The sequence below is a fragment of the Halocynthiibacter sp. genome (genome assembly GCF_049608145.1).
In the GTDB taxonomy this organism is placed as follows: Bacteria; Pseudomonadota; Alphaproteobacteria; order Rhodobacterales; family Rhodobacteraceae; genus Halocynthiibacter.
Map to the genome: position 1 here is coordinate 38,217 of NZ_JBMYXF010000013.1, position 25,800 is coordinate 64,016.

A 25,800-nucleotide genomic window follows, 5' to 3' on the forward strand; every position below is an offset into this window, starting at 1 on the left:
TGACAACAGAAGCGGTCAAAAACACGACCACAGGGGACAATGGCAGTAAAAATGAAATTCTTTCAGCAAAGAACCGCGCAAGCCATGACAGCCACCCATTCCTTTTTTCGGAAAGGAATCGCTTTGGGGTGGGTGCTCTCCATGCTCGCCCTTCCCCAGGCCGTACAGGCACAAAACCTGTTTGCCCCGGCAGTGCGGGTCAACGATGCCGTCGTAACCAATTATGAATTGCGTCAGCGCATCACCTTTTTACGCCTTTTGCGTCAGCCTGGAGATATCGAAGCAGAAGCCCTGAAAGGTCTAGTCGATGATCGGCTGCGCGCTCAGGCGGCAGGTATTGCAGGTATTACTGTGTCCGATGCCCAGATTGCGGCGGGCATGAACGAATTTGCTGGGCGCGCGCAACTGACTGGGGAACAGCTCATCGCGGCCATTGCACAGGAAGGCGTTGCAGAAGAAACCTTTCGGGATTTCGTATCATCCGGCATTGCCTGGCGTGAACTGATCGGTGGGCGCTATGCCCCTCGGGTTCAGATCACCGAAGCTGAAATCGACCGCGCCCTTGCCTTGTCATCCGGAAGTGGCGGCGTTCGTGTTCTTCTGTCCGAGATCATCATCCCTGCCCCACCTGAACAGATCGCTCAGGCCCGTGCCCAAGCGCAACGCATCAGCCGCACTGTATCAACGCAGGCTGGTTTTGCGGCACAGGCCCGTTCAGTGTCTGCGTCCCAATCCCGGGGGCGTGGCGGGCGTATTGACTGGCTGCCGATTGGCAACCTTCCCCCCGCAATCCGCAGCCAAATCCTGGCGCTTTCCCCCGGTGGCATCACGGCCCCGATCGAAGTGCCCAATGCGATCGCTCTCTTTATGTTGCGCGCCATTGAAGAAACCGATGCCGCCGAAGCTGAGGTCGTATCTGTGGAATATGCCCGTTATATGATCCCTGGCGGTCGCAGCGCTGCGGCCCTTGCAGAGGCAACGAAAATCACAAACCGCATAGACAGCTGTGACGACCTTTACGGTGTCAATCTTGATCAAGATCGTTCCCGTCTGCAACGTGATACCTTGGCTATTGCTGATGTGCCTGATGACATTGCACTGGAACTTGCGCGTCTTGATGACAACGAAGTGTCAACCAATCTTACGGTCCAGACAGAAAACGGCCCGGAACTGGTCCTGCTGATGCTGTGTGGTCGGGTGAATGCCGTTGTAGAAGATGCTTCCCGTGAAGATATCCGTGCGCAATTGCGTCAGCAGCGTCTGTCATCATATGCGGACAGCCTGCTTGCAGAACTGCGCGCAGATGCCACCATCATCTACGAATAATGTCCGGATCTGACATGCCCGCCTTACCCATTGCCCTGACCTGCGGCGAACCTGCAGGTATAGGCCCTGAGCTTGCGGAACAAGTCTGGCAAGAGCTGCATCAAGACGGACCCGCATTTTTTCTGATCGGGGATGTGAAACATCTTCCCGGATCCGTGCCCCATGTGCTGATCGAAGACCCTTCTCAGGCCCCAGCGGCCATGGGTGAAGGTTTGCCTGTTCTGGGCATCGATTTTGGCACAAAACGTATCCCGGGTGTACCTGATCCCAGTCATGCAAAAGCTGTGATAAACACGATTGAGCGCGCTGTATTCTATGCGCAATCAGGTCAGGCCGCTGGGCTGTGCACGCTGCCAATTCACAAAAAAGCGCTGAAAGACGGCGCGGAGTTTGCCTTCCCTGGCCATACGGAGTTTCTGGGGCACCTTGGCAATGTTGATAACGTCGTCATGATGCTGGCCTCGCCTTTGTTGCGCGTGGTCCCCGTTACGATACACATCGCTTTGTCTGACGTTCCAGCCGCTCTGACAGCGGATCTACTGGAAGACACAATCCGCACCACCCACACGGGTCTTAAGCGGGATTTCGGTATTGAAAACCCGCGCTTGGCGATTGCCGGCCTGAACCCACATGCGGGCGAAGGTGGCGTGATGGGGCAGGAAGATATAGATCTGATCATCCCGGTTTTGGAAAAACTGACCCGTGAAGGCCTGGATCTGCGAGGCCCCTTGCCTGCTGACACGATGTTCCACGCCCGCGCGCGTGAAAGCTATGACGCAGCGATCTGTATGTATCATGATCAGGCCTTGATCCCGATCAAGGCGCTTGATTTTGATCGCGGCGTGAATGTCACCCTGGGCCTGCCTTTTGTGCGCACCTCCCCGGATCACGGAACGGCTTTTGACATCGCCGGAAAAGGCCTTGCAAACCCTGCTTCCACTATAGAAGCTCTAAAGCTTGCCGCCCGCATGGGTGCTGCCCGGAAGGACGCCTGATATGGCCACCATCGACAATCTGCCCCCCCTGCGCCAGGTCATTGAAACCCATGAACTGGCCGCGAAAAAATCCCTTGGGCAAAACTTTCTGCTGGATCTGAACTTGACGTCAAAGATTGCCCGCTATGCCGGGGATCTTAGCAATTGTGACGTTCTGGAAATCGGCCCAGGCCCAGGCGGTCTGACCCGCGGATTGCTCGCAGAAGGCGCCCGTAAAGTTCTGGCCGTGGAAAAAGACACCCGCTGTATTTCTGCCCTAGCTGAGGTGCAAGACGCCTATCCCGGCAGGCTTGATGTTATCAATGCGGACGCCTTGGAACTGGATGTCTCACAACACCTGCAGGCCCCGGTCCGGATCGTGGCAAACCTGCCTTACAATGTGGGCACTGAACTGCTGGTACGCTGGCTGACACCTGAAACTTGGCCGCCCTTTTGGGAAAGCCTGACGCTGATGTTCCAAAAAGAAGTTGCCGAGCGCATCACGGCCGCCCCCGGCAGCAAAACCTATGGGCGTCTTGGCATTTTGGCACAATGGCGCTGCCAATGTCAGACTGTCATGACCCTGCCACCTGAAGCCTTTTCACCGCCGCCCAAAATTCATTCCGCCGTCGTGCATCTGAAACGTCGGGAAGAGCCACTGTTTCCGGCGAACCCAAAGGTTCTGAACCGCGTCGTCGCCCAGGCTTTCAACCAGCGTCGTAAAATGCTGCGATCCGCCCTGAAAAACTTTGTGCCGGATATGGAAGACCATATCGTTGCCGCAGGCCTGAAACCCACCGATCGCGCCGAACAGGTTGATATCGAAGGTTTCTGCGCACTGGCACGCCAGATTGAACCGCATATGCGCTAAAACTTATCGCACTCTGTCAATCAGATCAGAAGCAATACGACGTAGCAGTTCCTGCTCGTGGTCTGGAGACTTCTGACCGTTCTGGAAGGCAACCAAGGCGCAAAATAAAGCATTTCTGCCCCCGCTAAAGAAAACCCCGCCTGTTTCTAGACGGGGTTTTCTTAAACTGTATTAAGTCCTCATTCAGCCGCTTCCGGGTTGTCCGGGGTTTCGTCTTCTGCGAGTTTTTTCGGGGCGCGGCGACGGGGCTTTGGCTTGGGTTCTTCAGCTGGTGCGGCTTCGCCCTCCTCCGCAACAGGCTTGCGGCGGCGGGGTTTGCGGGCCGGTTTTTCAGCCGCTTCAGGTGTTTCAACAATGCCAGAAGGCGCATCGGTGATGAATGACGGCAATTCCGGCTGTGGCGCGTCAGATGGATCAATGACGTCTGCCGGGCCAGTGACAACAGGTTGAGCCACATCAGGTTGCGGCGCGTCAGTGGCAACATCCGCACGGTTCTCGTTGCGACCATCCTGACGATTGTCATTACGCGCGTCTCGCTGGGCCTGTCGTTCACGATGCTGGGCTTCCTGCTCTGCACGGCGCGCTTCGGCTTCGCGGGTCGCATCCCCAAGCAACCGCACATAATGTTCTGCGTGCTGCTGAAAGTTTTCTTCTGCCACGCGGTCATTTGAAAGCTGCGCGTCACGGGTCAAAGCCTGATATTTGTCAATAATTTGCTGCGGTGTACCGCGCACTTTCCCTTCCGGACCAGAACTGTCAAAGACCCGGTTGATATTATTGCCGTTGGAATTGCGGTTGCGGTTGGATTTACCACGCGAGCGTTGTTTTGATGATCTCATTTTCAATCTTTTGCAAAGCTTAGGGTGTGTCTGGCCTGATATTCTAAATCTCGCAACCACAGCCGCGCGTCCTGCGTGGGGTCATCTGTAACCGGGTCAAACGATGTTCTGGCTTACAGCAAGTCAGAGCGCCTTAGGGCTCCCGCTCCTGCTGATAAAGAAGTAACCCTGCACGCCGTAAAAACACAAGGGAAAATTTGATAAAATGCGCAAAATTTGCTATTTTGAGTCAAACAGAGCCGAATAATGACGAAACAGATCGCTTACCCGGGCATTTTCCCGACAACCACCCGATCTCGGCCATCAAGATCCTGGTGGATCTGCACATCAATCAATCCAACCCGCACAAACATGCCCCGCACCACCTGCCCCTGTGTCGGTCCACATTCCACGGCCAAAAGGCCACCGGATGCCAAATAGTCACCGACCTGCGCCGTTATAACCCGATAACTGACCAGCCCATCGTTTTCCGCATCCGGATAAGGTGTCAGGGCAATATGAGGTTCATGTTCGAACACTTCAGGTTGCAGGTCCTGCATTTCGGCGGTGGTGATATAAGGCGGATTAGAGACGATCAGATCATAGCGCCCGCGCGCCTTTTGAAACCAATCAGATTGTTTAAATGACAGCCGATCAGCGACACCATGGGTCTGCGCATTTATCTGGGCAATCTCCAGCGCATCAACGGAAATGTCGAATGCCTCGCCCGACAGTTCCGGACGTTCCGCCAGAACAGATACAGCGATCGCCCCGGACCCGGTGCCCAGATCCAGCAAACGCGTTGCCGGATGCTGCAAAGCGATTTCCACCAAAAGTTCGGTTTCAGGGCGTGGGTCAAGCACCACACAGGACACATGAAAATCCCGCCCATAAAACGCCCGTGTGCCGGTGATATGGGACACAGGCACGTGACAACTGCGTCTCTCAATCGCTTTTTCAAACCGTGCACGCGCGTCGTCTGAAATATCATCCCCAAGCATCAGAGTCAGGCGCGATGCATCAACTTCTAACGCCCAGGACATCAACCGGCGCGCATCCCGCGCTGCATCGGCTATGCCTGCGGATTTCAATTCCCGCACACCCTGAAACAAGACATCCTGCGCCCGCATCAGAGATCCTCTGCCGCCAGACGCTGTGCTGTATCATCCGCATGCAGCGCGTCGATAAATTCATCCAGATCGCCTGCAATCACTTGATCCAGTTTATAAAGCGTCATGTTAATCCGGTGGTCACTGACACGTCCCTGGGGGAAGTTATAGGTGCGGATACGTTCAGACCGATCACCAGACCCGACCTGCCCTTTACGCGCCTCAGAACGTTCATCATGTAGTTTTTGACGTTCCAGATCAAAAAGGCGCGTCTTCAGAACCTGCATGGCGATTTCACGATTGCGGTGCTGAGATTTTTCAGAACTGACAACAATAATCCCTGTCGGAATATGCGTAATACGAACGGCAGAATCCGTTGTGTTCACATGCTGGCCGCCAGACCCCGAGGCCCGCATCGTATCAATGCGGATATCACCGGGATCAATGTGAATATCCACATCCACCGCCTCTGGCAACACAGCAACGGTGGCAGCTGATGTATGAATACGCCCACCGCTTTCGGTTTCTGGCACACGTTGCACACGGTGCACACCACTTTCGAATTTCAGCCGCTGAAAGACATTTTCGCCTTTTACATGCACGACCGCTTCCTTGATGCCGCCCAATTCAGATACGCTTTCTTCCAGCACGTCAAACTTCCAGCCGCGCCCTTCGGCATACCGTTGATACATGCGCAGAAGATCACCGGCAAATAGCGCCGCTTCATCACCCCCTGTACCCGGGCGGATTTCGATCATCGCCGGGCGCGCGTCCGCTTCGTCTTTTGGCAACAAAGCCACTTGAAGCGCCTGTTCTTCCACCGGCAAGCGATCTTTCAATCCTGGCAATTCTTCCTCGGCCAATTCCTTCATTTCAGGATCTTCCAGCATGGCTTCGGCTTCAGAAATATCTTCGAGCAACTGCTTATAGGCCTGAACCTGTTCCACAAGCGGGCGCAGTTCGGAATACTCACGACCAAGCGCTGCAATATCGCCCATGCCAGCGTTCATTTGCGCTTCGACATATTCAAAACGTTCGGTAATGCGGGAGAGTTTTTCAAAAGGAACCATAGATGTTCATTCTTCTATTTGGCGGATTTGGTCAAGGGCACAACCTGTGCTAAGCTATAGGCATGAGAAATATTGCCCTGATTTTATTGCTGGCGGCAATGCCTGCACAGGCAGATGTCAGTGGGCCGGGCGGTCAGGTTATTGAGTGTTATTGTACAGATACCGGTGGCGCACGACAGGAGCTTGGACAGGAAATCTGCCTATTTGTGGATGGTCGCGCATTTATGGCGCGCTGCGAAATGTCACTGAACGTGCCCATGTGGCGCGAAACCGGGGCCGCCTGTGTAACCTCCCAGCTAAAGCCGCGCGATGGCAAGCCAGTTCAGAATTCGCCGCTGGTTTACCCCGAGATCTGATTTCCCAAACCGCAGATGCCCTTGAATGTGCAGGTGATCGCCTAAGACCCAGATATTGGTCGTGTCCGGAAAGCCCCAGAAATGGGAACGGGTCACAAAACTGATGTGACCGTCTTCCACGGACCCATCTAGTAGGCGGGTCCGGGCGTTTTCCTCAACAATCCGCACCAATCGCGCAAAAGCCTCTGCTATGGGTTCATCCGGTTGGCGCACAGCCTCAAAACCGCCATCAGTACGATAATCGCCAGCCTCAGTTTTCGAGGAGGTCTGAAGATGAAAATCCGCCGCCTCATGGGGTGCATGACGCACATAAAAGCGCACGATCAAAACCGCACTTAGAACTCCAGCCAAGAGCCATGTCATCATTTTTGCATTCCTTCGCATTAATCCGTCTGTAGAGCGGTCGTTCCTGATCCAAGCTCACGGCTTCGGCGATCATGCTCAAGAAATCCAAAAATTATTATAGAAACAGCCCAATTCGCCAACAACCATGACAACACCGAATTCAGATACTGCCGCCCTACAAGCCCGATGGACTGCGCAAATTCATTTCCATTTCTGATGACTTCAGGATCATCCACAGCTCCTCCAGCAACGATTGATAAGCACCCCGTCCACAGAACGATCTTTAGGCGGTTAGCTCGAAAGTACTCAAGTAAGAAAATCAAACACACAGAACTGATCAAAAACAACGGCAGGCTTCTCAGATACCAAGTAAATCCCGGTACGGAACCCGTCGTTGCCCCGCCGTTTCCAATGATCATGAACCAGAGCGCAGCGCATGCCATGGCGCTTCCGTAATAGATCATGCAATCAATGACGAAGTCGCAGGCCAGATTGAAACTAGCGATCAGAAACCTATCCATCTCGCAGCCTTCCTAATATCCACTTTTTCGCTGGCGTTCGACCAAACTATTCACTCGGAGCAATAACAACCACCTTTCATCTATCCTCATATATTCAAAGCTCGCCTCGTGCGCGTTTGCCCCAACCATAGAGACACAGGAGTTCCGTTGCCACATGGGCCCCGGCCACGGCGGTGGCGCCGGTTGTGTCGTAAGATGGGTTCACCTCGACCACATCCATGCCCAAAAGGTTGATTCCGCGCAGATCACGCAGCATCGTCGCTGCCTGTGCGGACGTCAGCCCGCCCCAAACAGGTGTGCCCGTGCCCGGCGCGTAAGCCGGATCCAATGCGTCGATGTCAAAAGTCAGATAGGTCGGATGATCGCCCATGATTTCTTTAATCTTCGCAACCGTGGCCTCAGGGCCGATCCGGTGCACTTCGGGCGCATCAATGATGTTCATGCCCATGGGATCTGGATTATCGGTGCGAATGCCAACTTGCACGGAACGCTTGGGGTCGATCAGCCCCAATTTGATCGCCTTATAGAACATGGTGCCATGGTCAATCCGTTCCATGTCATCATCTTTCCAAGTGTCGCCATGGGCATCAAATTGCAGCAATGCCAAGGGCTTACCAAATTTCTCGGCGTAGGCTTTCAGGATTGGAAAACTGATATAGTGATCGCCCCCCAGGACCAAGCTGGCGGAACCGGCATCAAGGATCTTCGCGATATGGGCCTGCAGCGTTGCCGGAAAATCTTGGATCTTGCCGTAATCAAAGGCCATATCGCCATAATCCGCGACATTCATGTCGTTCATCGGATCAAAATCCCAGCCATAGGGTTTATCCGGTGCCTGCAAGGAAGACGCCTCGCGGATCGCACGCGGGCCAAAGCGGGTGCCTGGACGGTTGGTCACCGACTGGTCAAAGCAGATGCCCGTTACAGCGACATCCACATCCGTTAGGTCTTTGGTGTATTTGCGGCGCAGAAAACTAGGCGCACCCGCGAAGGTTAACTCATTTGACAAGCCGCGGTGGCTGTCGCGGGTAAAGGCCATATCTTCGTGGTTCTTTGCGTCTTCCAGTGACATTTCATCCCCTCCCGGATAATATGATCAAATTATTTCATCCTTTATGCGTCACGCCATGTCCCGGTTTCAAGCCCTTCAATTGTCCAGTCGCCAATTGAATAGCGAATGAGACGCAAACACGGGTGCCCAACAGCGGCGCACATACGCCGCACCTGGCGATTACGCCCTTCTGTGATGGTCAGGCGCAACCAGCTGTCTGGCACAGATTTACGCACACGGATTGGGGGATTACGTGGCCAGAGATTTTCTGGCGCACCGATCAAATCGGCTTGCGCAGGTCGGGTTATGCCGTCTTTGAGGGTCACGCCCTTCCGCAGGGATGCGATAGCGCTGGCATCAGGTGTACCTTCGACTTGCACCCAGTATGTTTTGGGTTTCTTAAATTTCGGACTGGCGATGCGATTTTGCAGTTTACCATCATCGGTCAGGACAAGCAGACCTTCACTGTCGCGATCCAAACGCCCCGCCGCATAGACCTTTGGCACATCAACATAATTGGAAAGCGTTTCGCGCGCACTGCCTTCCGTGCCTTTGTCGGTAAACTGGCTGAGAACGCCGTAAGGTTTATTCAACAAGATAACGCGGGACATGAGACGGCCTTTTAAATGTGACAGACCGAAGAACACCCCGGCCTGTCAGGTTTATACGCGATTTACGCAGGTTGTGCAGTTTCCACAAGCTTTGCGAAAAAGCTTGCGCCTACGGGGGCTACATCATCGTTGAAATCATAGTTCGGATTGTGCAGACCAGCCCCTTCGCCCGCGCCAAGGAACAGATAAGCCCCAGGACGTGCGTTCAACATATAGGAAAAATCTTCCGCGCCCATGCCGCCAATCGCGTTTGGATCGACCTTATCCGCACCCACCAGATCTTTTGCCACCTCGGTAGCAAAGGCTGTGTTTTCAGGCGTGTTCACAGTTGCCGGATAGCCGCGTTCATAGTTCAGCTCTGCTTCAACTCCGTAAGCTGCAGCCGTACCTGCTACGATTTCGCCTAGGCGTTTCTCGACCATATCCTGCACATCGGTTTCAAAAGTGCGCACAGTGCCGCCCACAAACCCGTCATCCGCAATCACGTTATCTGCAGACCCCACATGGATTTGCGTTACGGAAACAACCACTTCCTGCATGGTATAGTGGTTGCGGCTGACGATGGTTTGGATCGCATCCACCATGGCAACGGCCGCAACCAGTGGATCTTTGGTTTCCTGAGGATAGGCCGCGTGACCACCCTGCCCTTTGATCTGAATTTCAAAAGTATCAACAGCCGCCATCACAGGGCCAGGTGTTGCGGTGAAATGACCTTCTTCAAGGCCCGGGATATTGTGAATGCCGTAAACCTGACTGATGTCGAAACGATCCATGATCCCTTCATCCACCATAACACCGGCACCGCCGCCGCCTTCTTCCGCAGGTTGGAAGATCAGTGCAACGCGGCCCGAGAAATTGCGAGTTTCCGCCAGATACCGCGCGGCCCCCAGCAACATGGTTGTGTGGCCGTCATGACCACAGGCATGCATCTTACCCTCTACGGTGGATGCATGTTCCAGACCAGTAGTTTCCTGCATCGGCAGCGCATCCATATCCGCGCGCAGACCAATGGTCGGGCCGTCAGATTTGCCTTCAATGATCGCCACCAAACCGGATTGCGCAATGCCTGTGTGGATATCGGTGATGCCGAATTCTTTCAGACGATCCACCACAAAAGCCGCGGTCTCATGGCAGTCAAACTGTAGTTCCGGGTTCATGTGCAGGTGGCGACGCCAGGTTTTCATATCTTCGGCATAGGCAGCAATACGGTTGATGACGGGCATGATCGATCCTTTGATTGAGTTGGGCAGACTCAAGCTGGAAATCCCCCAGGGTGCAAGCCTGATTTCCTGTTCCCGGTATTTTCACGGCATTCACCGAATTGCTATCCGATAACACTCAACCCGTATTGGAATAACGCCGCCCTCATCGGCAGTGTTGGTCTTGTCAAAATACCACATTTACACAGAAAGACCGATTTATGACCCATTCCATACAGCGCGCTTCACATGACAACAGCCGCCCTTACTGCCCTTACATTGTCGTCCCTGCCAATTTTAGCGCAGGACAAACCCCATAACTGGCAGGGTGCCTATGCGGGGGTAAGTATCGGCCTGTCGTCAGGCAGCAGCGTTGTTAACCTTGGTGGCACCCCAGCACATACGTCCCTTGACGACAGCAGAAGTGTTGGGGTGTTCGCCGGCTATAACTTCCACCTACACAACAACATTGTTCTTGGTGCTGAAATATCTCATCGCAGTGAACAAAGCACCCTCACAGTCGGGCCAGGAATTGCCCTAGGCGCAAGTACAATGGTTCAGGCGCGCGTTGGCTATGCTATGGATAACTGGTTATTGTATGGCGTTGTCGGATCCAGCCGCGCCGATATGGCAGGTCACGCGATTCCTGGTTCATTTACGACGAAAGGCATCGTTTACGGCATTGGAGCAGATTACGCAGTTTCGGACCATTTCATTCTGGGTGCAAAATTCACCCGGGAAGAGCCTGATTTCGCGTTCGGTGGCACCACTGCATTCGATTCTAAACGCGATTCACTTGAACTGCGCGCAAGCTATCAGTTCTAAACCTCACGCTGATCTATCCCATAAGCCCGGCCCTGACAGGTTGGGCTTTTTCTTGGCAGCGGGTGATTGCTCTGATAGCGCTGAGAGAACAGTAAACGGAGCCCCCAATGACCCGCGATTATTCTGCCTCTGATGCGATTGTTCACACGAAAAACGGCGGCGTGACCCGACTGCGCGAAATCATGCGGCGCTTGCGCGACCCTGAAAATGGCTGCCCTTGGGATATTGAACAGACATTTGCGACAATTGCACCTTACACGATTGAGGAAGCCTATGAGGTAGCCGATGCGATTGAGCGTGAAGAATGGGGCGAATTAAAGGGCGAATTGGGTGATTTGCTATTTCAGTCGGTCTTTCACGCGCAAATGGCCGAGGACGCAGGCCTGTTCAATTTCGACGATGTGGCGGAAACCATGTCAGATAAAATGGTGGCCCGTCATCCACATGTCTTTGGCGATGAAAGCCGTGAAAAATCATCTGAACAACAAACAGCGGATTGGGAAAAGATCAAGGCTGCGGAACGGGCTGATCGGGCTGAAAAAGGAACGTTGGATGGGGTTGCTGTCGGACTGCCTGCATTGCTGCGTGCCCATAAATTACAAAAACGCGCGGCACGTGTGGGATTTGACTGGCCGGAAACAACCCAGGTTCTGGATAAAATCCGCGAAGAATGTGACGAGCTGGTCGAGGCCCGCGACACATTAACCCAGGTAGAAGTTGAAGAAGAAATGGGCGATCTTTTGTTTGTCATGGCCAATCTTGCCCGTCATCTGGGGGTGGAACCAGAAACGGCCTTACGCGCAGCTAACAACAAATTCACCAAGCGTTTTGAAGGCGTTGAAGCACATCTTTCATCTTTAGGAAAGCGCCCGGAAGATAGCAATTTGGAAGAGATGGATGCGCTTTGGGATCAGGTGAAACGTGAACAGCGAAAAATCTCCGACTAAATCATTCAGGTATTGACCTGACTAAATTAGTCAGATTAAAGAGGCGCAACCAAACTCTAACGGAGCGCGTCTTATGTCCGCTATCAAAACCTCCCTTTTCGCAACCACTCTGCTGGCTGTTGCAGCCCCTGCAATCGCTGAAGAAGTGAACATCTATTCCTATCGTCAGCCTGAACTGATCGCACCCTTGACCGATGCGTTCACCGCGGAAACCGGTATCGATGTCAACGTTGTGCACCTGTCAAAGGGCATGGTGGAACGCCTTGCTGCGGAAGGCGATCGTTCCCCTGCCGATCTTGTGTTCACCGTGGATATTTCCCGGTTGAATGCAGTGGTTGAAGCGGGCCTGACACAGGCTGTGGAAAGCGAAACCATGAACGCCAACGTGCCCGAAATTTACCGTGACCCAGCCGGTCACTGGTTTGGCCTGACCACCCGCGCCCGTGTTGTTTATGCATCCCGTGACCGTGTGGCTGATGGCGAAGTCACCACATATGAGGACCTGACCGACCCGAAATGGGAAGGCCGCATCTGTACCCGTTCCGGCACCAACGCCTATAATGTTGCGCTGACCTCTGCAGTTCTGGCGCACCACGGTGAAGAAGAAACACGCGCATGGCTGGAAGGCGTGAAAGGCAACCTTGCCCGCGCCCCTGAAGGCAATGACCGTGCGCAGGTCAAGGCGATCTGGGCCGGCGAATGTGATATCTCTCTCGGCAACACCTATTACATGGGCAAAATGCTGAGCAACGAAGAGCAGCGCGCATGGGCTGACTCAGTTCGCATCGTCTTCCCGACCTTTGAAAACGGCGGCACACATGTGAACGTCTCTGGTGTTGCGATGACAAAATCCGCACCAAACCGCGATAACGCTTTGAAAATGATGGAATTCCTGACGTCCCCTGCAGCACAAGAAATCTATGCAGAAGCCAACTATGAATATCCAATCGCACCCGGCACAGAAGCCGCTGAACTGGTTGCGGGCTGGGGTGAATTCACAGCTGACGGCGTGAACCTGATGGATATCGCAAATCTGCGCGGTGATGCATTGCGTCTGACCGAAGAAGTTGACTTCGACGCAGGCAACTAAACTTTACAGATCTCTCTTTTCCCTGAGAGTGCCCGCCGGATTATTTCGGCGGGCTTTATATTTTCTATGGGGGGCGTTCAAACCCTGCATATGGCACGGTCTTATGTAGATTGAACGGGCAACACAAAAACGGCCAGAGGCTCCCGCCCCCTTTTCAGCAACAGCAAAGCTGTCCCAAAGGCGTTGGGCCGGGCGCGCTTCGCGCGGGGCACCTGTTCGTCACGCTGCGATCTTTTTCCAGAACATCAATCACGTTTTCGCAATTGGGTCACCCGATCCCCCCGCAGGCCATTCATAAGAAATCCCGCGTCCCCGTCTTCCATCGCAGGCGCAGGCGCAGGATAATCTTCGCCTATATGTTTTTGTTCTCCCCCAAGGGCTGGACATTTTCTGGGTGGAAAGTCACTGTCTCCCTCTACCGGAGGGCACTATGACAGCACGTAAAATCATCATCGATACAGACCCGGGCCAAGACGATGCAGTGGCCATACTTTTGGCGCTGGCCAGCCCAGAAGATATCGACATTTTAGGCATCACATGCGTGGCAGGAAACGTCCCATTGGAGCTGACGCAGAAGAACGCCCGTATTGTCTGTGAACTGGCGGGTAAAAATGATGTAAAAGTGTTTGCGGGCTGTGATCGTCCCTTAAGGCGTGATTTGGTGACGGCGGAACATGTTCATGGAAAAACTGGCTTAGACGGGCCCATTCTTCCCGATCCACAGATGGTATTGCAGGACGCACACGCAGTTGATTTCATCATCGATACCCTGCGTGCAGAAGCGCCTGGCACCGTCACACTTTGCCCGCTGGGGCCGTTGACCAACATCGCAACAGCCTTTGAGAAAGCACCGGATATTATGGACCGCGTGCAGGAAATTGTCCTGATGGGTGGTGGGTATTTTGAAGGCGGCAACATCACCCCCGCCGCGGAGTTCAACATTTACGTTGACCCACAAGCCGCTGATGTTGTGTTTAAATCTGGAATTCATATCGTTGTTATGCCGTTGGATGTGACCCATAAAGCACTGGTCACAAAAACCCGCAATGACGCTTTTCGGGCCATCGGCACGCCCGTGGGAACGGCCGTGGCTGAAATGACCGATTTCTTTGAACGTTTTGACAAAGAGAAATATGGATCAGAAGGCGCACCATTACATGACCCCTGTGTCACGGCCTATTTGATCAGCCCAAATCTGTTCAAAGGACGCCATATCAACGTGGAAATCGAAACCCAATCAGAGCTGACGATGGGGGCGACTGTTGCCGACTGGTGGGGCGTTTCTGATCGCAAGCCAAATGCCCTGTTTATTGGGGATCTGGATGCGGATGGGTTCTTTTCACTGTTGACTGAAAGGCTGGCCCGACTGTGAACAATATGCTGTCCCTTTGCGCGCCGGATGACCGGGATCGTCTTCTGAAAATGGTCACGCAGTTTCACGAAGAAGAAGAACTGCCAACCACCGATGAAGACCGATTGTCGGGTATCGATGCGCTGTTTTCGGGCGACGTTCAAGCAGCGGCCTGGTTAATCGGGCCAAAGTCGTCTCCCGTAGGGTATATCATTGTATCGTTTGGGTTTTGCATGGCCATTGGCGGACGCGAAGCCCTGATTGATGAAGTTTGGATCCGGCCTTCTGTACGTGGGCGTGGGATGGGCAGCCAGTGTCTGGTTGCGATCCTGAAAGAGCTTACCAAGATGGATGTGCGGCGCGCCAATCTGGATGTTGCGGCAGACAACCCCAAGGCCAAGGCCCTTTACGACAAGCTGGGGTTTACCACCCATGAACGCTACCAACGCATGAGCCGCCGACTGTAGCGTCCGGACATTTAGGGATGCTTCCATCCCGTTTCTACAAAAGAAAACGACAACAGGCTATTTCCGGCGCAATCTGCGGAACCAGCCCCTGTTTTCACGCACGAATTGCGCAATCTGCCCGGTCAAGCTGCCCTGTTCCTGCCCCTTCAGCCAGGCAAACCCGGCCGCAGCCCCAATAAATGCGCCCAGCCCATCCACAATCAGATCCGCCATCGTATCTACAAGCCCGCTTTTCTGCATATTCAGGCCAAACAATTGATCCATGGCGAATTCAAACACCTCCCACAACGTGCCAATCGTGATGGCAAAACAGAACGCGAAAAAAGCCATGGCCAGTGGGGGTGCGGCGTATCGATCGCCTTCGAATAACATCAGCATAAAGACAAAACCAATCAGACCAAATCCGACCGCTGATCCCATATGCAAGGCCACATCCCACCACCAATAACGTTCATAAAAACCAAACGCTTCGCCCAAAAATATCGTTCCGAAAATGAACATGACAATCGCTGCGAAAAATCCATGAGGTAGACGGATTTCAAACCGGTTGGCAAAGAGAACCGGTAACAGAGACAGAACGAGTGTGATCAGCGCAATAAAGGCCAAGGACCAGTTGAATGTGACCAGCGCAGCCAGAAACGCCAATACCAGAAAGCCCCAGATCGCAAAAACGATCAGACTTTGTTGACGGAATGGATTAAGTTGTGACATCTGCACCTCTGCATCTGGTTTCAGGATCTTTGGCACCTATATTCAATATATGTCCCTTCGCATCGCAAGCTACAACATCCGAAAATGCATCGGCCTAGACCGCCGCCGTGATCCGCACCGCACTGCCGGTGTCATTCAGGCCTTGCGGGCCGATATTGTCCTGCTGCAGGAAGCAGACAAACGGCTGGGCGCACGCCCTGCAGCCCTGCCGCGCGATGTCATTGCGCAATTTACCCAAATGCACCCACAGCCGGAACGTGAAAAAAACCACAGCTTGGGCGCGCATGGAAATGCAATACTGATCAATCCAAATGTCAGCGTGGAAGGTATTGATTTCAAAAATCTTCCCGGGACCGAACCCCGTGGTTGCGTCATTGCGGACCTTCACACACAACAAGGCCCGATGCGTGTGGTGGGGGTGCACCTGGGATTACGACGCAAAGATCGTCTCAAGCAACTTTTTCATCTGCGCAGCCATCTTGACGCTTTGCCCGCGCGCCCCACGATCATCGCCGGGGATTTCAACGAATGGTCGGGTAAAAAGGGTCTTGAACCACTGAATGACATGCAAGTTCTGTCCCCGGGTCGCAGTTTTCACGCCGCCCGCCCAATCGCCCATCTGGACCGTATCGCACATTGCAATGCACTTACATTGCATGCCGCAGGTGTAGATAAATCCCCCTTAGCGCGCCGCGCGTCTGATCACCTGCCAGTCTGGGCGGAATTTACTGTGGATGACCACGTCTGAGCCCTTGGCCCGCCCGCGCAACCCGTGTTAACACCGTAGAAACACGCGGATCCGAGGCAGACATGACCCTTTTACAAATCAGCTCATTGTTAATCGTAATGGCAGGCGCATTTGGTGCAGTTAACTATCTGTTCCTAAAGTTGCCTTCTGCGATTGGCATCCTTGTTGTGGCGCTGTTGGCGTCCATCGGCATCCTGATTGTAGACGCTTTCGCCCCTGCCCTTGGCATTGCCGATGAGGTGCGAAGTGTCGTCCAAGGTATTGATTTTTCAGACGCATTGCTGGAAGGCATGCTGGGGCTTTTGCTGTTTGCCGGTGCTTTACACGTAAAACTGTCTGATCTACGTGGCGAATGGCGCGTTGTCTTTCTGATGGCAACGCTGGGTGTTGCGCTTTCGACCATGATCGTTGGATTCGGATTTTCCTGGATCACGGGCATGCCGCTTCTGATTGCGCTTGTCTTCGGGTCGTTGATTTCCCCGACAGATCCGGTTGCCGTTCTTGGCGTGCTGCGCGAAGCAAACCTGCGCAAGACCCTTGAAACCAAAATCGCCGGTGAAAGCCTGTTCAATGATGGTGTTGGCTATGTGGTTTTTCTTGTGCTTGTGGGTCTCGCCTTTCCCGATGCGGGCGGACATGGCGGTGGACATCACGGCGAAGAGCCATCGCAACTGGTGGCCGCGGGGCAGCTGTTTGTTCAAGAAGCCATTGGTGGCGCCCTGCTGGGCATTATCCTTGGTTGGCTGACTTTTCGCGTGATGCGCCGGATTGATGATTATTCACTAGAAGTCCTGATCACACTGGGCCTCGCCTTTGGCGGTTATTCACTGGCTGTATATCTGCATGTGTCCGCCCCGATCATGGCGGTTTGTGCGGGCCTTCTGATTGGTGACATCGGCACAAAACATGGCATGTCTGAAGAAACCCGCAAATATGTCGATGCCTTCTGGAAACTGATTGACGAGATCCTGAATGCCGTTCTCTTCCTGATGATCGGGTTTGAGGTCTTTGCTGTCGCATTCTCTTTCGACGCCCTCATCGCCAGCTGCTTTGCCCTTGGCCTGGCCCTGTTCGCGCGTTTCGCTGCGGTCTATGTGCCGGTCACTGTGCTGCGCCCCTTCCGTTCCTTCAGCCCCGGTGTTGTTCCGATCATGACATGGGGGGGTCTGAAAGGTGGGATCTCTGTCGCGCTGGCCCTGTCTCTGCCAGACAATGAATGGAAAGGCCTGATCCTGACCGCGACCTATGTGATTGTGTTGTTCTCGATCATCATCCAAGGCCTGACTGTAACCCGCGTGGCAAATCGTTTTGGCCGCGAACCAGACCTGGTGTAACTTAGCCCTATGAGTATCCTGAAACGACTTGAGGCTTCCGATCTGCGTAAGACCGGACAACGCCGGGTGATCGCACGTGTGCTGGACACAGCCCATGATCATCCTGATGTGGAAGAACTTTTCGCCCGTGCGGTCAAAGAAGATGCGGGTATTTCCCTGGCAACTGTATATCGCACGGTCAAACTGTTTGAAGAAAGCGGCATTCTGGAACGTGTCGAATTCGGAGATGGCCGCGCCCGCTATGAGGCGGCAGATCGCGAACATCATGACCACCTGATTGACCTAGAAACCGGCGAAGTCATCGAATTTGTCGATCCAGAAATCGAAGCGCTGCAGGAAAAGATCGCACAGCGCCTAGGCTATCGCCTTAAGGGGCACCGGATGGAACTGTTTGGCGAAAAGATCGAATAACCACAATAGAATGGATCGGCACAGGCCGATCCGTGAATTCGCTTTCCCCGGCATGCTCTGCGATTTTTGAAAGGGTTTCAAACCCTTCAACGACCTGACCAAACACCGCCCCGCCAAGCCCATCAGGAAAACGCGCCCCGCCCGCATCCAATTCCGGCTGATCACCATTACAGATGTAAAACCCACCATAGCTTTCACCAGGGGCAAACCGCCCCATGGCAATCGCCCCGTGGCAATGCTTCAACCCTGTCATACTGGTTGGCTCATGGGGCATGTCAAACAACTGCAATGCCGGATCATGGCCAGAGGTATCAAATCGGGGGCCGCCTTGTACTACATTGATCTTCGCCGCAGCCCCTGCTTGTGGATGGGTTTCATTCACAATCCGAAAAAACGTCGTATCCGCATAGGCCCCCGCCCCAAGATAATCCAGAAAAGCCTGCACCGTCTGCGGGGCGGCTTTCTCCTCAAGCGCAAGGATCATCTCGCCACACCCCGTTTGCATACGTATTTTCACAGTCATCCCTTTCATCTTGCTCCAAATACTCCGGGGGACTCCATCGCAGATGGATGGGGGCTGCCCCCTTCGGTTTTCAACGAAAACGCCCTCCCCCCAGATAACACCAAATATTGGATATAATATACGACCTTAAAGTCGCTTTTATACTTGCAAGGCCTGCGACAGCCTGTCACCACTGAAGAAATCGCCGGGCCTTTTCATACAGATCGCCCCTACATGCTTTCACACAGTTCAAGATGAGGCCCCGATGGATAATCTGCGCGGTATTCTTCTGGTCATTGCGGCCATGGTTATGTTTACAGTTGAAGACAGCTTCATCAAGGGCCTGTCGGAAGTCTTCCCCATCGGGCAGATCTTGATTGTTCTGGGCATCGGCGGGGCAACAGTTTTTGCTGTGATTGCATTGATCAACCGACAGCCCATTGTCGGTCCAGAGGTCTTTAGCAAAATGCTGTTCTGGCGATCTGTTGGGGAAACCGGATCCGCGTTTTTCTTTGTCAGCGCACTTTGGCTTGTGCCTTTGTCCGTCGCGGGTGCACTTTTACAGACCACATCCCTGATCGTCACCATTGGTGCGGCGTTTTTGCTGGGCGAACAGGTGGGGTGGCGCCGCTGGAGTGCGATTTTCATCGGCCTTTTTGGTGTTCTCGTCATCATCCGCCCCGGCTTTGAGGGGTTCCAGCCCGCAGCCCTTTTGGCTGTTGCTGCCGCCGTGGTTCTGGCGGGGCGTGATCTTGCCACCCGTCGCCTGCCTGCGGGCACACCTTCTGTTGCCGTGTCCTTTTGGGGGTTCTTTGCGGTCATTCCCGCAGGAATTATCCTGTCTGTTTTTCTGGGTGCACCCGTCATGCCCACCCCTTATCAGGCGGGTCTGTTTCTCGCCTGTGTGGCCTTTGGTACGATCGGTTATTACCTGATTGTCACCGCCATGCGCATGGGCGAAGCCTCTGCACTTGCCCCGTTCCGCTATTCTCGCCTGCTGTTTTCCATCATCCTTGGCTATTTCATCTTTGATGAAATCCCCGACACATGGACACTTGTTGGTTCCGCAATCATTTTGGGATCCGGCATTTATGTGATCCTGCGGGAACGCCGGGTGTTGGAAAGCCGGGTGCCACCGGAAGATCTCTGAACCGCTGTCAGCTTTAGCGCAAACACTCTGCAAAAGGCGGGAAAGCACTGGCAATCCCCCTTTTGCTGTCCTACACAGTCGCCAACTTTATTGCCGCTGAGGAGCCTCTGATGAGCACGATCTACGATATCCACGCCCGCGAAATTCTGGACAGCCGGGGCAACCCGACCGTTGAAGTTGACGTTGTGCTTGAAGATGGCGTGATGGGCCGTGCGGCTGTGCCTTCTGGTGCGTCTACCGGGGCATGGGAAGCCAATGAAATGCGTGACGGCGACAAAAACCGTTACAAAGGCAAAGGTGTTTTGGGCGCAGTTGAATCTGTAAACGGTGAAATCGCCGATATGCTGGTTGGCTTTGACGTGACCGATCAAACCGCCATTGACGCGGCGATGATCCAGCTTGACGGCACAGATAACAAAGCCCGCCTTGGCGCAAACGCAATCCTTGGCGTGTCTCTGGCCGCGGCCAAAGCTGCTGCTGATTTCTCAATGCAGCCTTTGTATCGCTATGTTGGTGGCACACAGGCACGTGTTCTGCCGGTCCCTATGATGAACATCATCAACGGTGGCGAACATGCGGACAACCCGATCGACATTCAGGAATTCATGATCATGCCGGTCTCTGCCGGTAACATCCGTGACGCCGTGCGTATGGGCGCTGAAATCTTCCACACGCTGAAAGGTGAACTGTCCGCCGCAGGTCTGTCCACGGGCATTGGGGATGAAGGCGGTTTCGCACCCAACATCGCATCGACCCGCGAAGCACTTGATTTCGTTCTGCGTTCCATCGAAAAAGCGGGCTACACCCCGGGTGACGACATCATGCTGGCGCTGGATTGTGCGGCAACTGAATACTACAAAAACGGCAAATATGAAATCTCCGGCGAAGGTCTATCCCTGAGCAGCGAAGAAAACGTCGCTTATCTCTCTGCTCTCGTAAAAGATTATCCGATCCTGTCCATCGAAGACGGTATGGATGAAGACGACTGGGACGGCTGGAAGATGCTGACCGATGAACTGGGTGGCAAGGTACAATTGGTCGGCGACGATCTGTTCGTGACCAACCCAACCCGTCTGGCCGATGGCATTGAAAAAGGCTGTGCGAACTCGCTTTTGGTGAAAGTAAACCAGATCGGCACCCTGACCGAAAGCCTGACCGCCGTGGAAATGGCGCATCGCAACCGCATGACCTGTGTGATGAGCCACCGTTCTGGTGAAACCGAAGACGCAACAATTGCCGATCTTGCGGTTGCAACCAACTGTGGCCAGATCAAAACTGGATCCTTGGCACGGTCTGACCGGTTGGCGAAATACAACCAGTTGATCCGTATCGAGGAAATGCTCGGCGACACAGCCGCCTACGCCGGAAAATCCATCCTGCGCTGATATCAGCCCTTGCACGATTTCAAAGCCCTGCCATTCTGGCGGGGCTTTTTTTATTGGAGGAATTTATGAGTCGTAAGCTGATTATCATTGGTAACGGGCTTGGTATGGCACTTTCGCCAGAGCATTTTTCACTGCAGCACGTTATGCCAGAAGTTTGGAACAATGACCTGAACGATGCCGAGAGAACGCTAATCGCAAGTTGTATCGAGGGGATCGAAGAAACTGGCCCGACAAGTGAGGACCGCCTGATGCCCGCACAACTTGCGCAATTTGCGCATGAGCTAATTACCGGTATTGTTGAGAATAATAAGCAAGACGAGTGGTTCACGGCTAACGCGCTAAAATACCCAGAAGCAATCGGGAAATATGTCTATAATGTAGCTCAACAACTCAACAAAAATTCTGAACAGTTCGAAAATGATATACGCCTAAAATCATTCTACAATTCATTTATCCCGTTTTTAGACAAGAGCAAATCCCACGTTGCTACACTGAATTATGACACCCTACTGTACTCTGCATTCAACGAGTATTATGAAGTGGGAAGCAAAATCCACCGAATATGTAATGGCTACTCAGGTTCACTTGTTGACGGCTACCTAGAGCGAAACGGGTTTGATAAAAATAACTTTGAACGTCAGTTTAACAGAACTTTTGGGTACTATCTTCATTTACATGGCTCTCCTTTGTTCACGGGAACGCCAGGGAAAAAGATATTGCGTAGACAACTTAGCACCCAGGCACCCGGAAATGCGCGACACATCATCTTATCTGACGGTCGGCTTAAGAGACACCTCATTGATCGATCAGACATTCTGACGATGTACTGGGAAATGCTAAAAACAGCTTTGGATGAAGCTAGTGAGGTGATCTTATTTGGCTACGGTGGTGGGGATGAGCACCTGAACGAATTGCTGCGTGGTGCTAAAGTTTCTAAACGCGTTGTCGTTCGGGACAAGGGCAGTGCCGACGCAAACCAAAGCGCCAAACAGGAGTGGCTTAGCAGGTTAAGCCATAATGAAGATGTTATTGACCATGGTGATAGTGGTGTCAGCTATGAACCCATGGACAATATCCTCGAGTTTAGGGACTGGTAATGCTAATGACCACTGCCACAGATCTTATCAAACAGCTTAACCTCACCCCGCATCCCGAAGGCGGGCATTACCGGCAGACCTGGATTGCGGATGCATCTGAAGGTGAACGTGCGGCGGGGACCTGTATTTTCTTTTTGCTGGCAGAGGGCGAGCGCAGTCATTGGCATAGGGTCGATGCGGTAGAAATCTGGCATTACTACGCCGGTGCGCCTTTGATCCTGCATCGGGCCGAAACCGAAGCGGGCCCCGCGCAGCAGGATATACTGGGACCGGATGTCATGGCCGGGCAAATGCCCCAGCTGATTGTCCCTGAACATCACTGGCAGGCTGCGGAAACGACCGGCGACTGGACACTTGTCGGCTGTACCGTATCACCGGGTTTTCAATTTGAAGGGTTTGATCTGGCGCCCGAAGGGTTTCACATTCCGGGTTAATACTCGATGCCCTGATTGAAAATAACATTCAACTGATCAATCGTCACCTGAAAGCGGGCTTCTTTGCCCGGCGTTTCGCGATAGCGGCTGTCAAATGGCATACAGCGATAGCCGCACAGCTGGCGCGCGCGACGTTTGTGGTTGTCAACGAACCACAGACGGCCCCCGGGGGTCGAAATATAGCCGTTCTCAAACCGGGAAAAATCCCCTTCCATATCTTGGACTGAAGGGTATTCGTTAAAACTGGCCGGATCAAAGGCCGCATGGGTGTGATAGCTTGCGAATATCTCAACATCACCCTGTGGCAGAATCGGAAGGCAACTGGCCGCCCCGCCCTTTTCAGGCTTTGTGGCGCGCAATTCACCGTTTTCGCGATAGATAAAACCACAGTATTCCAGATCCACCAGGATCGATTGTTTGTTCAGGTCCCACAACACGTCCGCTGTAAAGGCATGTTCCTGCGCGTATTTCTCATGTCCGCCGCCTAAATTCAGATCACGGGCGGAGAGCGGCAAGGCAAACAATCCCAAAGACATTACGAAGCAGGCAAATTGGATTTTTCTGAAATTCATGGTCTCTCCGGTAGGATTTCCGTCATCTTGTCGGGAAACGCATCAGATATCAAAGAAATTCGGCGCACAGGATGGAACACATCAGCGACGGATCACACCGGGCTTGGCCAGGCGCCCCCCGACAACCGGGGTATGTGTGCCTGTAGTGCCCGCGGCAGAGGTCGGCAATCCATGTTTGATGCGTACAGCCAGATAAGCAAACGCCTGGGCTTCCAGCATGTCGCCATCAAGCCCGGCATCTTCAACTGGTGCCACGGGACAATCCATCAACAACGCCAGCATAGACATCAGTTCCGGGTTTTTACGCCCGCCCCCAGTCACCAGAACACCTTCGGGCATGACCGGACAATGGCGCAGGCCGCGCGCGGCTGATGCAGCAGCAATCGCTGTCAGAGTGGCACAGGCATCTGCATCGTCTAGGGTTTCCACCATCTCCAAAAGGTTTGGAAAATCGTTTCGATCCAGTGATTTGGGTGGTTCACGGAAAAAATAATCATATTGCAAGAAATCTTCGACCAGACCTTCATCCACTTCGCCTTCAGATGCCAACGCACCATCTTCATCAAAGGCCAGACCGCGCCGAGAATACATCAGATCATTGATCGGCGCGTTTGCGGGGCCGGTATCAAAGGCCAGCAATGCACCGTCTTCTTCAGGGCGTGTCTTTGACGGATCAACCCAGGTCAGATTGCCCACGCCACCCAAATTCAAAAAGGCAATGGGGCGTTGGGCATCAATCAGCTTGGCACAGGCAAAATGAAAAAACGGCGCAAGCGGCGCGCCCTGCCCGCCCATTTCCATATCCGCGGTGCGGAAATCCCAAACCACAGGGGTGTTCAGAACCTCGGCAAGGACCTGACCATTGCCACATTGATGCGTGCGCCCGTTGTCGGGGTCATGGGCCAGGGTTTGACCATGAAATCCAATCAGCTCCGCATCCCCAAAGGGCGAGAGAACTTCGGCATGGGCGGTTTCGATCATTTCAGACAGATCTTCGATGCCCGGGTCGCCCTGCCAATGACCAAACCCCGACGCAATGGTCGCGCGTTCCTGATCAGACCAGGGGCGATAGGCCGTTTTGCCGAATTCAAGAATTTCATGCCCATCTGTTTGCACAAGTGCCGCATCGATCCCATCCAGCGAGGTTCCAGACATCGCACCCAGCGACCAGATTGCGTCCTTGTTCAACATTGGCTTTCCCTTTTGACCCTGCCCCGGTATATCCGGGGGACATTTAGAATTCTATGGATGAAAAACCGATGAAATGGCACCCCAAATCTGACTTTATGCGAGTGATGATCGAGCGCGGCTTTCTGGCTGACTGCACCGACTATCAGGCGCTTGACGACGCTTTTGTTGCAGGGGTTGTTCCGGCCTATATCGGCTTTGACGCGACTGCAAAATCTTTGCATGTCGGATCACTGATCCAGATTATGATGCTGCGCTGGCTGCAAAAAACGGGCCATAAGCCGATTGTTCTGATGGGCGGCGGCACGACAAAAGTCGGCGATCCGTCTTTCCGCGCGGATGAACGCCCCCTGCTGACCCCAGATCAGATCGATGACAATATTGCAGGCATTAAACAAGCGTTCAGTTCCTACGTGACTTTTGGTGACGGCGCGACTGATGCAAAAATGGTAAACAATGCGGAATGGCTGGATGGTCTGAACTATCTTGAATTCCTGCGTGATATTGGCCGCCATTTTTCCGTCAACCGTATGCTGGCCTTTGAAAGTGTTAAGTCGCGTCTGGATCGCGAACAAAGCTTGAGCTTCCTTGAGTTTAACTACATGATCCTTCAGGCCTATGATTTCCTTGAACTGAACCGCCGCTACGGTTGTCTGTTGCAAATGGGCGGATCGGATCAATGGGGCAATATCGTTAACGGGATCGACCTGACCCGCCGCGTGTTGAACAACCAAATTTTCGGCCTGACTTCGCCGCTTTTGACCACATCAGATGGTAAGAAAATGGGCAAAAGTCAGGACGGGGCTGTCTGGCTGAATGCAGATATGCGTTCGCCTTACGAATTCTGGCAGTTCTGGCGCAACACCACGGATGCGGACGTTGGCCGTTTCCTGAAGCTGTACACAGAAATGCCGGTGGAGGAATGTGACCGTCTTGGTGCGTTGGAAGGGTCGGACATCAATGATGCAAAGATCATTCTGGCAAACGCCGTCACCACGCTGGCCCATGGTGCGGACGCTGCAATCGCTGCGGAAGCCACCGCGCGGGAAGTCTTTGAAAAAGGCGGGCGCGGCGATGATCTTCCGACGCTGACCCTGTCTGTTGCCGATATTGGGGACGGTATTTCCATTGTGCAACTGATCGTGAAATCTGGCCTCGCAAAGTCCGGCAAAGATGCGAAACGTCTGATCGGTGAGAATGGCGCAAAGATGAATGATGAAGCGATTGAAAGCACTGGGATTGTTATTCAGGCATCTGATCTGACTGCGCCAATCAAACTGTCTGCCGGGAAAAAACGCCACGCCTTGGTGGTTTTGGAAGATTAACACATCGCAAGG

The 25,800-nt window shown here is 53.5% G+C and carries 29 protein-coding genes; 17 read left to right on the forward strand and 12 right to left on the reverse strand.

The window, feature by feature from the left end:
- The first annotated feature begins 141 nt into the window (after positions 1 to 141).
- The 3 genes from ACPGUT_RS06310 to rsmA are packed head-to-tail and all read left to right on the forward strand — an operon-like array spanning position 142 to position 3,171.
- On the forward strand, positions 142 to 1,326 hold the full coding sequence (locus ACPGUT_RS06310; protein ID WP_423989508.1) for a peptidylprolyl isomerase: 1,185 nt from the start codon (positions 142 to 144) through the stop codon (positions 1,324 to 1,326).
- Positions 1,327 to 1,340: 14 nt separating this feature from the next.
- Positions 1,341 to 2,321 (forward strand): 4-hydroxythreonine-4-phosphate dehydrogenase PdxA, encoded by a 981-nt coding sequence (pdxA, locus tag ACPGUT_RS06315; RefSeq protein WP_423989510.1) that lies wholly within the window; start codon positions 1,341 to 1,343, stop codon positions 2,319 to 2,321.
- A gap of 1 nt (position 2,322) precedes the next feature.
- A complete protein-coding gene (gene rsmA, locus ACPGUT_RS06320; RefSeq protein WP_423989512.1) occupies positions 2,323 to 3,171 on the forward strand; it encodes a 16S rRNA (adenine(1518)-N(6)/adenine(1519)-N(6))-dimethyltransferase RsmA in 849 nt (282 codons plus the stop codon).
- Between the two features lie 179 nt (positions 3,172 to 3,350).
- Here rsmA and ACPGUT_RS06325 read toward each other — a convergent pair whose 3' ends face one another.
- From ACPGUT_RS06325 to prfA, 3 genes are all read right to left on the reverse strand, one after another.
- Positions 3,351 to 4,010 (reverse strand): DUF4167 domain-containing protein, encoded by a 660-nt coding sequence (locus ACPGUT_RS06325; RefSeq protein WP_423989514.1) that lies wholly within the window; start codon positions 4,008 to 4,010, stop codon positions 3,351 to 3,353.
- Positions 4,011 to 4,273: 263 nt separating this feature from the next.
- Positions 4,274 to 5,119, reverse strand: coding sequence for a peptide chain release factor N(5)-glutamine methyltransferase (prmC, locus tag ACPGUT_RS06330; RefSeq protein WP_423989516.1), 846 nt, complete (start codon positions 5,117 to 5,119; stop codon positions 4,274 to 4,276).
- Positions 5,119 to 6,168, reverse strand: coding sequence for a peptide chain release factor 1 (gene prfA, locus ACPGUT_RS06335; protein ID WP_423989517.1), 1,050 nt, complete (start codon positions 6,166 to 6,168; stop codon positions 5,119 to 5,121). Before prfA ends, prmC begins: the two co-directional genes overlap by 1 nt.
- A 62-nt stretch (positions 6,169 to 6,230) precedes the next feature.
- On the opposite strand from prfA, the gene ACPGUT_RS06340 reads away from it, so the two are divergent.
- A complete protein-coding gene (locus ACPGUT_RS06340) occupies positions 6,231 to 6,524 on the forward strand; it encodes a hypothetical protein (RefSeq protein WP_423989519.1) in 294 nt (97 codons plus the stop codon).
- Here ACPGUT_RS06340 and ACPGUT_RS06345 read toward each other — a convergent pair.
- The 5 genes from ACPGUT_RS06345 to ACPGUT_RS06365 all read right to left on the reverse strand — a co-directional run bounded on the left by ACPGUT_RS06345 (position 6,465) and on the right by ACPGUT_RS06365 (position 10,275).
- The gene (locus tag ACPGUT_RS06345) at positions 6,465 to 6,890 is read right to left on the reverse strand and encodes a DUF1499 domain-containing protein (RefSeq protein ID WP_423989521.1); all 426 of its coding nucleotides are present in this window, start codon (positions 6,888 to 6,890) and stop codon (positions 6,465 to 6,467) included. The two genes, ACPGUT_RS06340 and ACPGUT_RS06345, sit on opposite strands and share 60 nt — an antisense overlap.
- A gap of 17 nt (positions 6,891 to 6,907) precedes the next feature.
- Positions 6,908 to 7,390: a hypothetical protein gene (locus ACPGUT_RS06350; protein WP_423989523.1), complete on the reverse strand. Its 483-nt coding sequence runs from the start codon at positions 7,388 to 7,390 to the stop codon at positions 6,908 to 6,910.
- Positions 7,391 to 7,484: 94 nt separating this feature from the next.
- On the reverse strand, positions 7,485 to 8,462 hold the full coding sequence (gene speB, locus ACPGUT_RS06355) for an agmatinase (RefSeq protein WP_423989525.1): 978 nt from the start codon (positions 8,460 to 8,462) through the stop codon (positions 7,485 to 7,487).
- A gap of 41 nt (positions 8,463 to 8,503) precedes the next feature.
- Positions 8,504 to 9,052: an rRNA large subunit pseudouridine synthase E gene (locus ACPGUT_RS06360; RefSeq protein ID WP_423989527.1), complete on the reverse strand. Its 549-nt coding sequence runs from the start codon at positions 9,050 to 9,052 to the stop codon at positions 8,504 to 8,506.
- 62 nt (positions 9,053 to 9,114) lie between these two features.
- Positions 9,115 to 10,275 (reverse strand): M20 aminoacylase family protein, encoded by a 1,161-nt coding sequence (locus ACPGUT_RS06365; RefSeq protein WP_423989529.1) that lies wholly within the window; start codon positions 10,273 to 10,275, stop codon positions 9,115 to 9,117.
- A 225-nt stretch (positions 10,276 to 10,500) separates the two neighbouring features.
- Here ACPGUT_RS06365 and ACPGUT_RS06370 point away from each other — a divergent pair, with 225 nt between their 5' ends.
- The 5 genes from ACPGUT_RS06370 (at position 10,501) to ACPGUT_RS06390 (ending at position 14,931) form a co-directional block, all read left to right on the forward strand.
- Entirely contained in the window at positions 10,501 to 11,076 is a 576-nt protein-coding gene (locus ACPGUT_RS06370; RefSeq protein ID WP_423989531.1) for an outer membrane protein, read from the forward strand.
- A gap of 107 nt (positions 11,077 to 11,183) precedes the next feature.
- Positions 11,184 to 12,023 (forward strand): nucleoside triphosphate pyrophosphohydrolase, encoded by an 840-nt coding sequence (gene mazG / locus ACPGUT_RS06375; RefSeq protein WP_423989533.1) that lies wholly within the window; start codon positions 11,184 to 11,186, stop codon positions 12,021 to 12,023.
- 73 nt (positions 12,024 to 12,096) lie between these two features.
- Positions 12,097 to 13,113 (forward strand): Fe(3+) ABC transporter substrate-binding protein, encoded by a 1,017-nt coding sequence (locus ACPGUT_RS06380; RefSeq protein ID WP_423989535.1) that lies wholly within the window; start codon positions 12,097 to 12,099, stop codon positions 13,111 to 13,113.
- Between the two features lie 430 nt (positions 13,114 to 13,543).
- Positions 13,544 to 14,485 (forward strand): nucleoside hydrolase, encoded by a 942-nt coding sequence (locus tag ACPGUT_RS06385; RefSeq protein ID WP_423989536.1) that lies wholly within the window; start codon positions 13,544 to 13,546, stop codon positions 14,483 to 14,485.
- A gap of 5 nt (positions 14,486 to 14,490) precedes the next feature.
- Positions 14,491 to 14,931 (forward strand): GNAT family N-acetyltransferase, encoded by a 441-nt coding sequence (locus tag ACPGUT_RS06390; protein ID WP_423989564.1) that lies wholly within the window; start codon positions 14,491 to 14,493, stop codon positions 14,929 to 14,931.
- Positions 14,932 to 14,988: 57 nt separating this feature from the next.
- On the opposite strand, the gene ACPGUT_RS06395 is transcribed toward ACPGUT_RS06390, so the two are convergent.
- Entirely contained in the window at positions 14,989 to 15,642 is a 654-nt protein-coding gene (locus ACPGUT_RS06395) for a hypothetical protein (protein ID WP_423989538.1), read from the reverse strand.
- Positions 15,643 to 15,691: 49 nt separating this feature from the next.
- Here ACPGUT_RS06395 and ACPGUT_RS06400 point away from each other — a divergent pair, with 49 nt between their 5' ends.
- The 3 genes from ACPGUT_RS06400 to ACPGUT_RS06410 all read left to right on the forward strand — a co-directional run bounded on the left by ACPGUT_RS06400 (position 15,692) and on the right by ACPGUT_RS06410 (position 18,135).
- Positions 15,692 to 16,390 carry an endonuclease/exonuclease/phosphatase family protein gene (locus tag ACPGUT_RS06400; protein WP_423989540.1) on the forward strand — a complete coding sequence of 233 codons (699 nt, stop codon included), beginning with the start codon at positions 15,692 to 15,694 and terminating at the stop codon, positions 16,388 to 16,390.
- 62 nt (positions 16,391 to 16,452) lie between these two features.
- Positions 16,453 to 17,724: a cation:proton antiporter gene (locus ACPGUT_RS06405; protein ID WP_423989542.1), complete on the forward strand. Its 1,272-nt coding sequence runs from the start codon at positions 16,453 to 16,455 to the stop codon at positions 17,722 to 17,724.
- 9 nt (positions 17,725 to 17,733) lie between these two features.
- A complete protein-coding gene (locus ACPGUT_RS06410) occupies positions 17,734 to 18,135 on the forward strand; it encodes a Fur family transcriptional regulator (RefSeq protein ID WP_423989544.1) in 402 nt (133 codons plus the stop codon).
- On the opposite strand, the gene ACPGUT_RS06415 is transcribed toward ACPGUT_RS06410, so the two are convergent.
- Positions 18,092 to 18,658: a peptidylprolyl isomerase gene (locus ACPGUT_RS06415; RefSeq protein ID WP_423989546.1), complete on the reverse strand. Its 567-nt coding sequence runs from the start codon at positions 18,656 to 18,658 to the stop codon at positions 18,092 to 18,094. The genes ACPGUT_RS06410 and ACPGUT_RS06415 overlap by 44 nt on opposite strands.
- Before the next feature lie 244 nt (positions 18,659 to 18,902).
- Between ACPGUT_RS06415 and ACPGUT_RS06420 the strand changes: the two genes are divergently transcribed.
- The 4 genes from ACPGUT_RS06420 (at position 18,903) to ACPGUT_RS06435 (ending at position 22,703) form a co-directional block, all read left to right on the forward strand.
- A complete protein-coding gene (locus tag ACPGUT_RS06420; protein ID WP_423989548.1) occupies positions 18,903 to 19,787 on the forward strand; it encodes a DMT family transporter in 885 nt (294 codons plus the stop codon).
- A 110-nt stretch (positions 19,788 to 19,897) separates the two neighbouring features.
- A complete protein-coding gene (eno, locus tag ACPGUT_RS06425; protein ID WP_423989550.1) occupies positions 19,898 to 21,172 on the forward strand; it encodes a phosphopyruvate hydratase in 1,275 nt (424 codons plus the stop codon).
- Between the two features lie 65 nt (positions 21,173 to 21,237).
- Positions 21,238 to 22,269, forward strand: coding sequence for an SIR2 family protein (locus ACPGUT_RS06430; RefSeq protein WP_423989552.1), 1,032 nt, complete (start codon positions 21,238 to 21,240; stop codon positions 22,267 to 22,269).
- Positions 22,269 to 22,703, forward strand: coding sequence for a cupin domain-containing protein (locus tag ACPGUT_RS06435; protein WP_423989554.1), 435 nt, complete (start codon positions 22,269 to 22,271; stop codon positions 22,701 to 22,703). Before ACPGUT_RS06430 ends, ACPGUT_RS06435 begins: the two co-directional genes overlap by 1 nt.
- Here ACPGUT_RS06435 and ACPGUT_RS06440 read toward each other — a convergent pair.
- Both ACPGUT_RS06440 and ACPGUT_RS06445 read right to left on the reverse strand, forming a co-directional pair.
- Positions 22,700 to 23,275 carry a DUF4329 domain-containing protein gene (locus tag ACPGUT_RS06440; protein WP_423989556.1) on the reverse strand — a complete coding sequence of 192 codons (576 nt, stop codon included), beginning with the start codon at positions 23,273 to 23,275 and terminating at the stop codon, positions 22,700 to 22,702. The two genes, ACPGUT_RS06435 and ACPGUT_RS06440, sit on opposite strands and share 4 nt — an antisense overlap.
- Before the next feature lie 81 nt (positions 23,276 to 23,356).
- Entirely contained in the window at positions 23,357 to 24,466 is a 1,110-nt protein-coding gene (locus ACPGUT_RS06445; protein ID WP_423989558.1) for an anhydro-N-acetylmuramic acid kinase, read from the reverse strand.
- A 68-nt stretch (positions 24,467 to 24,534) separates the two neighbouring features.
- Between ACPGUT_RS06445 and tyrS the strand changes: the two genes are divergently transcribed.
- Positions 24,535 to 25,788 (forward strand): tyrosine--tRNA ligase, encoded by a 1,254-nt coding sequence (gene tyrS, locus ACPGUT_RS06450; protein ID WP_423989566.1) that lies wholly within the window; start codon positions 24,535 to 24,537, stop codon positions 25,786 to 25,788.
- The last annotated feature ends 12 nt before the right edge of the window (positions 25,789 to 25,800 follow it).

Excerpts from the sequence above, each read along its gene's own strand:
- ACPGUT_RS06310 (WP_423989508.1), top strand. The coding sequence starts at position 142 with ATGCTCGCCCTTCCCCAGGCCGTACAGGCACAAAACCTGTTTGCCCCG.
- pdxA (WP_423989510.1), top strand. The coding sequence starts at position 1,341 with ATGCCCGCCTTACCCATTGCCCTGACCTGCGGCGAACCTGCAGGTATA.
- rsmA (WP_423989512.1), top strand. The coding sequence starts at position 2,323 with ATGGCCACCATCGACAATCTGCCCCCCCTGCGCCAGGTCATTGAAACC.
- ACPGUT_RS06325 (WP_423989514.1), bottom strand. The coding sequence starts at position 4,010 with ATGAGATCATCAAAACAACGCTCGCGTGGTAAATCCAACCGCAACCGC.
- prmC (WP_423989516.1), bottom strand. The coding sequence starts at position 5,119 with ATGCGGGCGCAGGATGTCTTGTTTCAGGGTGTGCGGGAATTGAAATCC.
- prfA (WP_423989517.1), bottom strand. The coding sequence starts at position 6,168 with ATGGTTCCTTTTGAAAAACTCTCCCGCATTACCGAACGTTTTGAATAT.
- ACPGUT_RS06340 (WP_423989519.1), top strand. The coding sequence starts at position 6,231 with ATGAGAAATATTGCCCTGATTTTATTGCTGGCGGCAATGCCTGCACAG.
- ACPGUT_RS06345 (WP_423989521.1), bottom strand. The coding sequence starts at position 6,890 with ATGATGACATGGCTCTTGGCTGGAGTTCTAAGTGCGGTTTTGATCGTG.
- ACPGUT_RS06350 (WP_423989523.1), bottom strand. The coding sequence starts at position 7,390 with ATGGATAGGTTTCTGATCGCTAGTTTCAATCTGGCCTGCGACTTCGTC.
- speB (WP_423989525.1), bottom strand. The coding sequence starts at position 8,462 with ATGTCACTGGAAGACGCAAAGAACCACGAAGATATGGCCTTTACCCGC.
- ACPGUT_RS06360 (WP_423989527.1), bottom strand. The coding sequence starts at position 9,052 with ATGTCCCGCGTTATCTTGTTGAATAAACCTTACGGCGTTCTCAGCCAG.
- ACPGUT_RS06365 (WP_423989529.1), bottom strand. The coding sequence starts at position 10,275 with ATGCCCGTCATCAACCGTATTGCTGCCTATGCCGAAGATATGAAAACC.
- ACPGUT_RS06370 (WP_423989531.1), top strand. The coding sequence starts at position 10,501 with ATGACAACAGCCGCCCTTACTGCCCTTACATTGTCGTCCCTGCCAATT.
- mazG (WP_423989533.1), top strand. The coding sequence starts at position 11,184 with ATGACCCGCGATTATTCTGCCTCTGATGCGATTGTTCACACGAAAAAC.
- ACPGUT_RS06380 (WP_423989535.1), top strand. The coding sequence starts at position 12,097 with ATGTCCGCTATCAAAACCTCCCTTTTCGCAACCACTCTGCTGGCTGTT.
- ACPGUT_RS06385 (WP_423989536.1), top strand. The coding sequence starts at position 13,544 with ATGACAGCACGTAAAATCATCATCGATACAGACCCGGGCCAAGACGAT.
- ACPGUT_RS06390 (WP_423989564.1), top strand. The coding sequence starts at position 14,491 with ATGCTGTCCCTTTGCGCGCCGGATGACCGGGATCGTCTTCTGAAAATG.
- ACPGUT_RS06395 (WP_423989538.1), bottom strand. The coding sequence starts at position 15,642 with ATGTCACAACTTAATCCATTCCGTCAACAAAGTCTGATCGTTTTTGCG.
- ACPGUT_RS06400 (WP_423989540.1), top strand. The coding sequence starts at position 15,692 with ATGTCCCTTCGCATCGCAAGCTACAACATCCGAAAATGCATCGGCCTA.
- ACPGUT_RS06405 (WP_423989542.1), top strand. The coding sequence starts at position 16,453 with ATGACCCTTTTACAAATCAGCTCATTGTTAATCGTAATGGCAGGCGCA.
- ACPGUT_RS06410 (WP_423989544.1), top strand. The coding sequence starts at position 17,734 with ATGAGTATCCTGAAACGACTTGAGGCTTCCGATCTGCGTAAGACCGGA.
- ACPGUT_RS06415 (WP_423989546.1), bottom strand. The coding sequence starts at position 18,658 with ATGACTGTGAAAATACGTATGCAAACGGGGTGTGGCGAGATGATCCTT.
- ACPGUT_RS06420 (WP_423989548.1), top strand. The coding sequence starts at position 18,903 with ATGGATAATCTGCGCGGTATTCTTCTGGTCATTGCGGCCATGGTTATG.
- eno (WP_423989550.1), top strand. The coding sequence starts at position 19,898 with ATGAGCACGATCTACGATATCCACGCCCGCGAAATTCTGGACAGCCGG.
- ACPGUT_RS06430 (WP_423989552.1), top strand. The coding sequence starts at position 21,238 with ATGAGTCGTAAGCTGATTATCATTGGTAACGGGCTTGGTATGGCACTT.
- ACPGUT_RS06435 (WP_423989554.1), top strand. The coding sequence starts at position 22,269 with ATGCTAATGACCACTGCCACAGATCTTATCAAACAGCTTAACCTCACC.
- ACPGUT_RS06440 (WP_423989556.1), bottom strand. The coding sequence starts at position 23,275 with ATGAATTTCAGAAAAATCCAATTTGCCTGCTTCGTAATGTCTTTGGGA.
- ACPGUT_RS06445 (WP_423989558.1), bottom strand. The coding sequence starts at position 24,466 with ATGTTGAACAAGGACGCAATCTGGTCGCTGGGTGCGATGTCTGGAACC.
- tyrS (WP_423989566.1), top strand. The coding sequence starts at position 24,535 with ATGAAATGGCACCCCAAATCTGACTTTATGCGAGTGATGATCGAGCGC.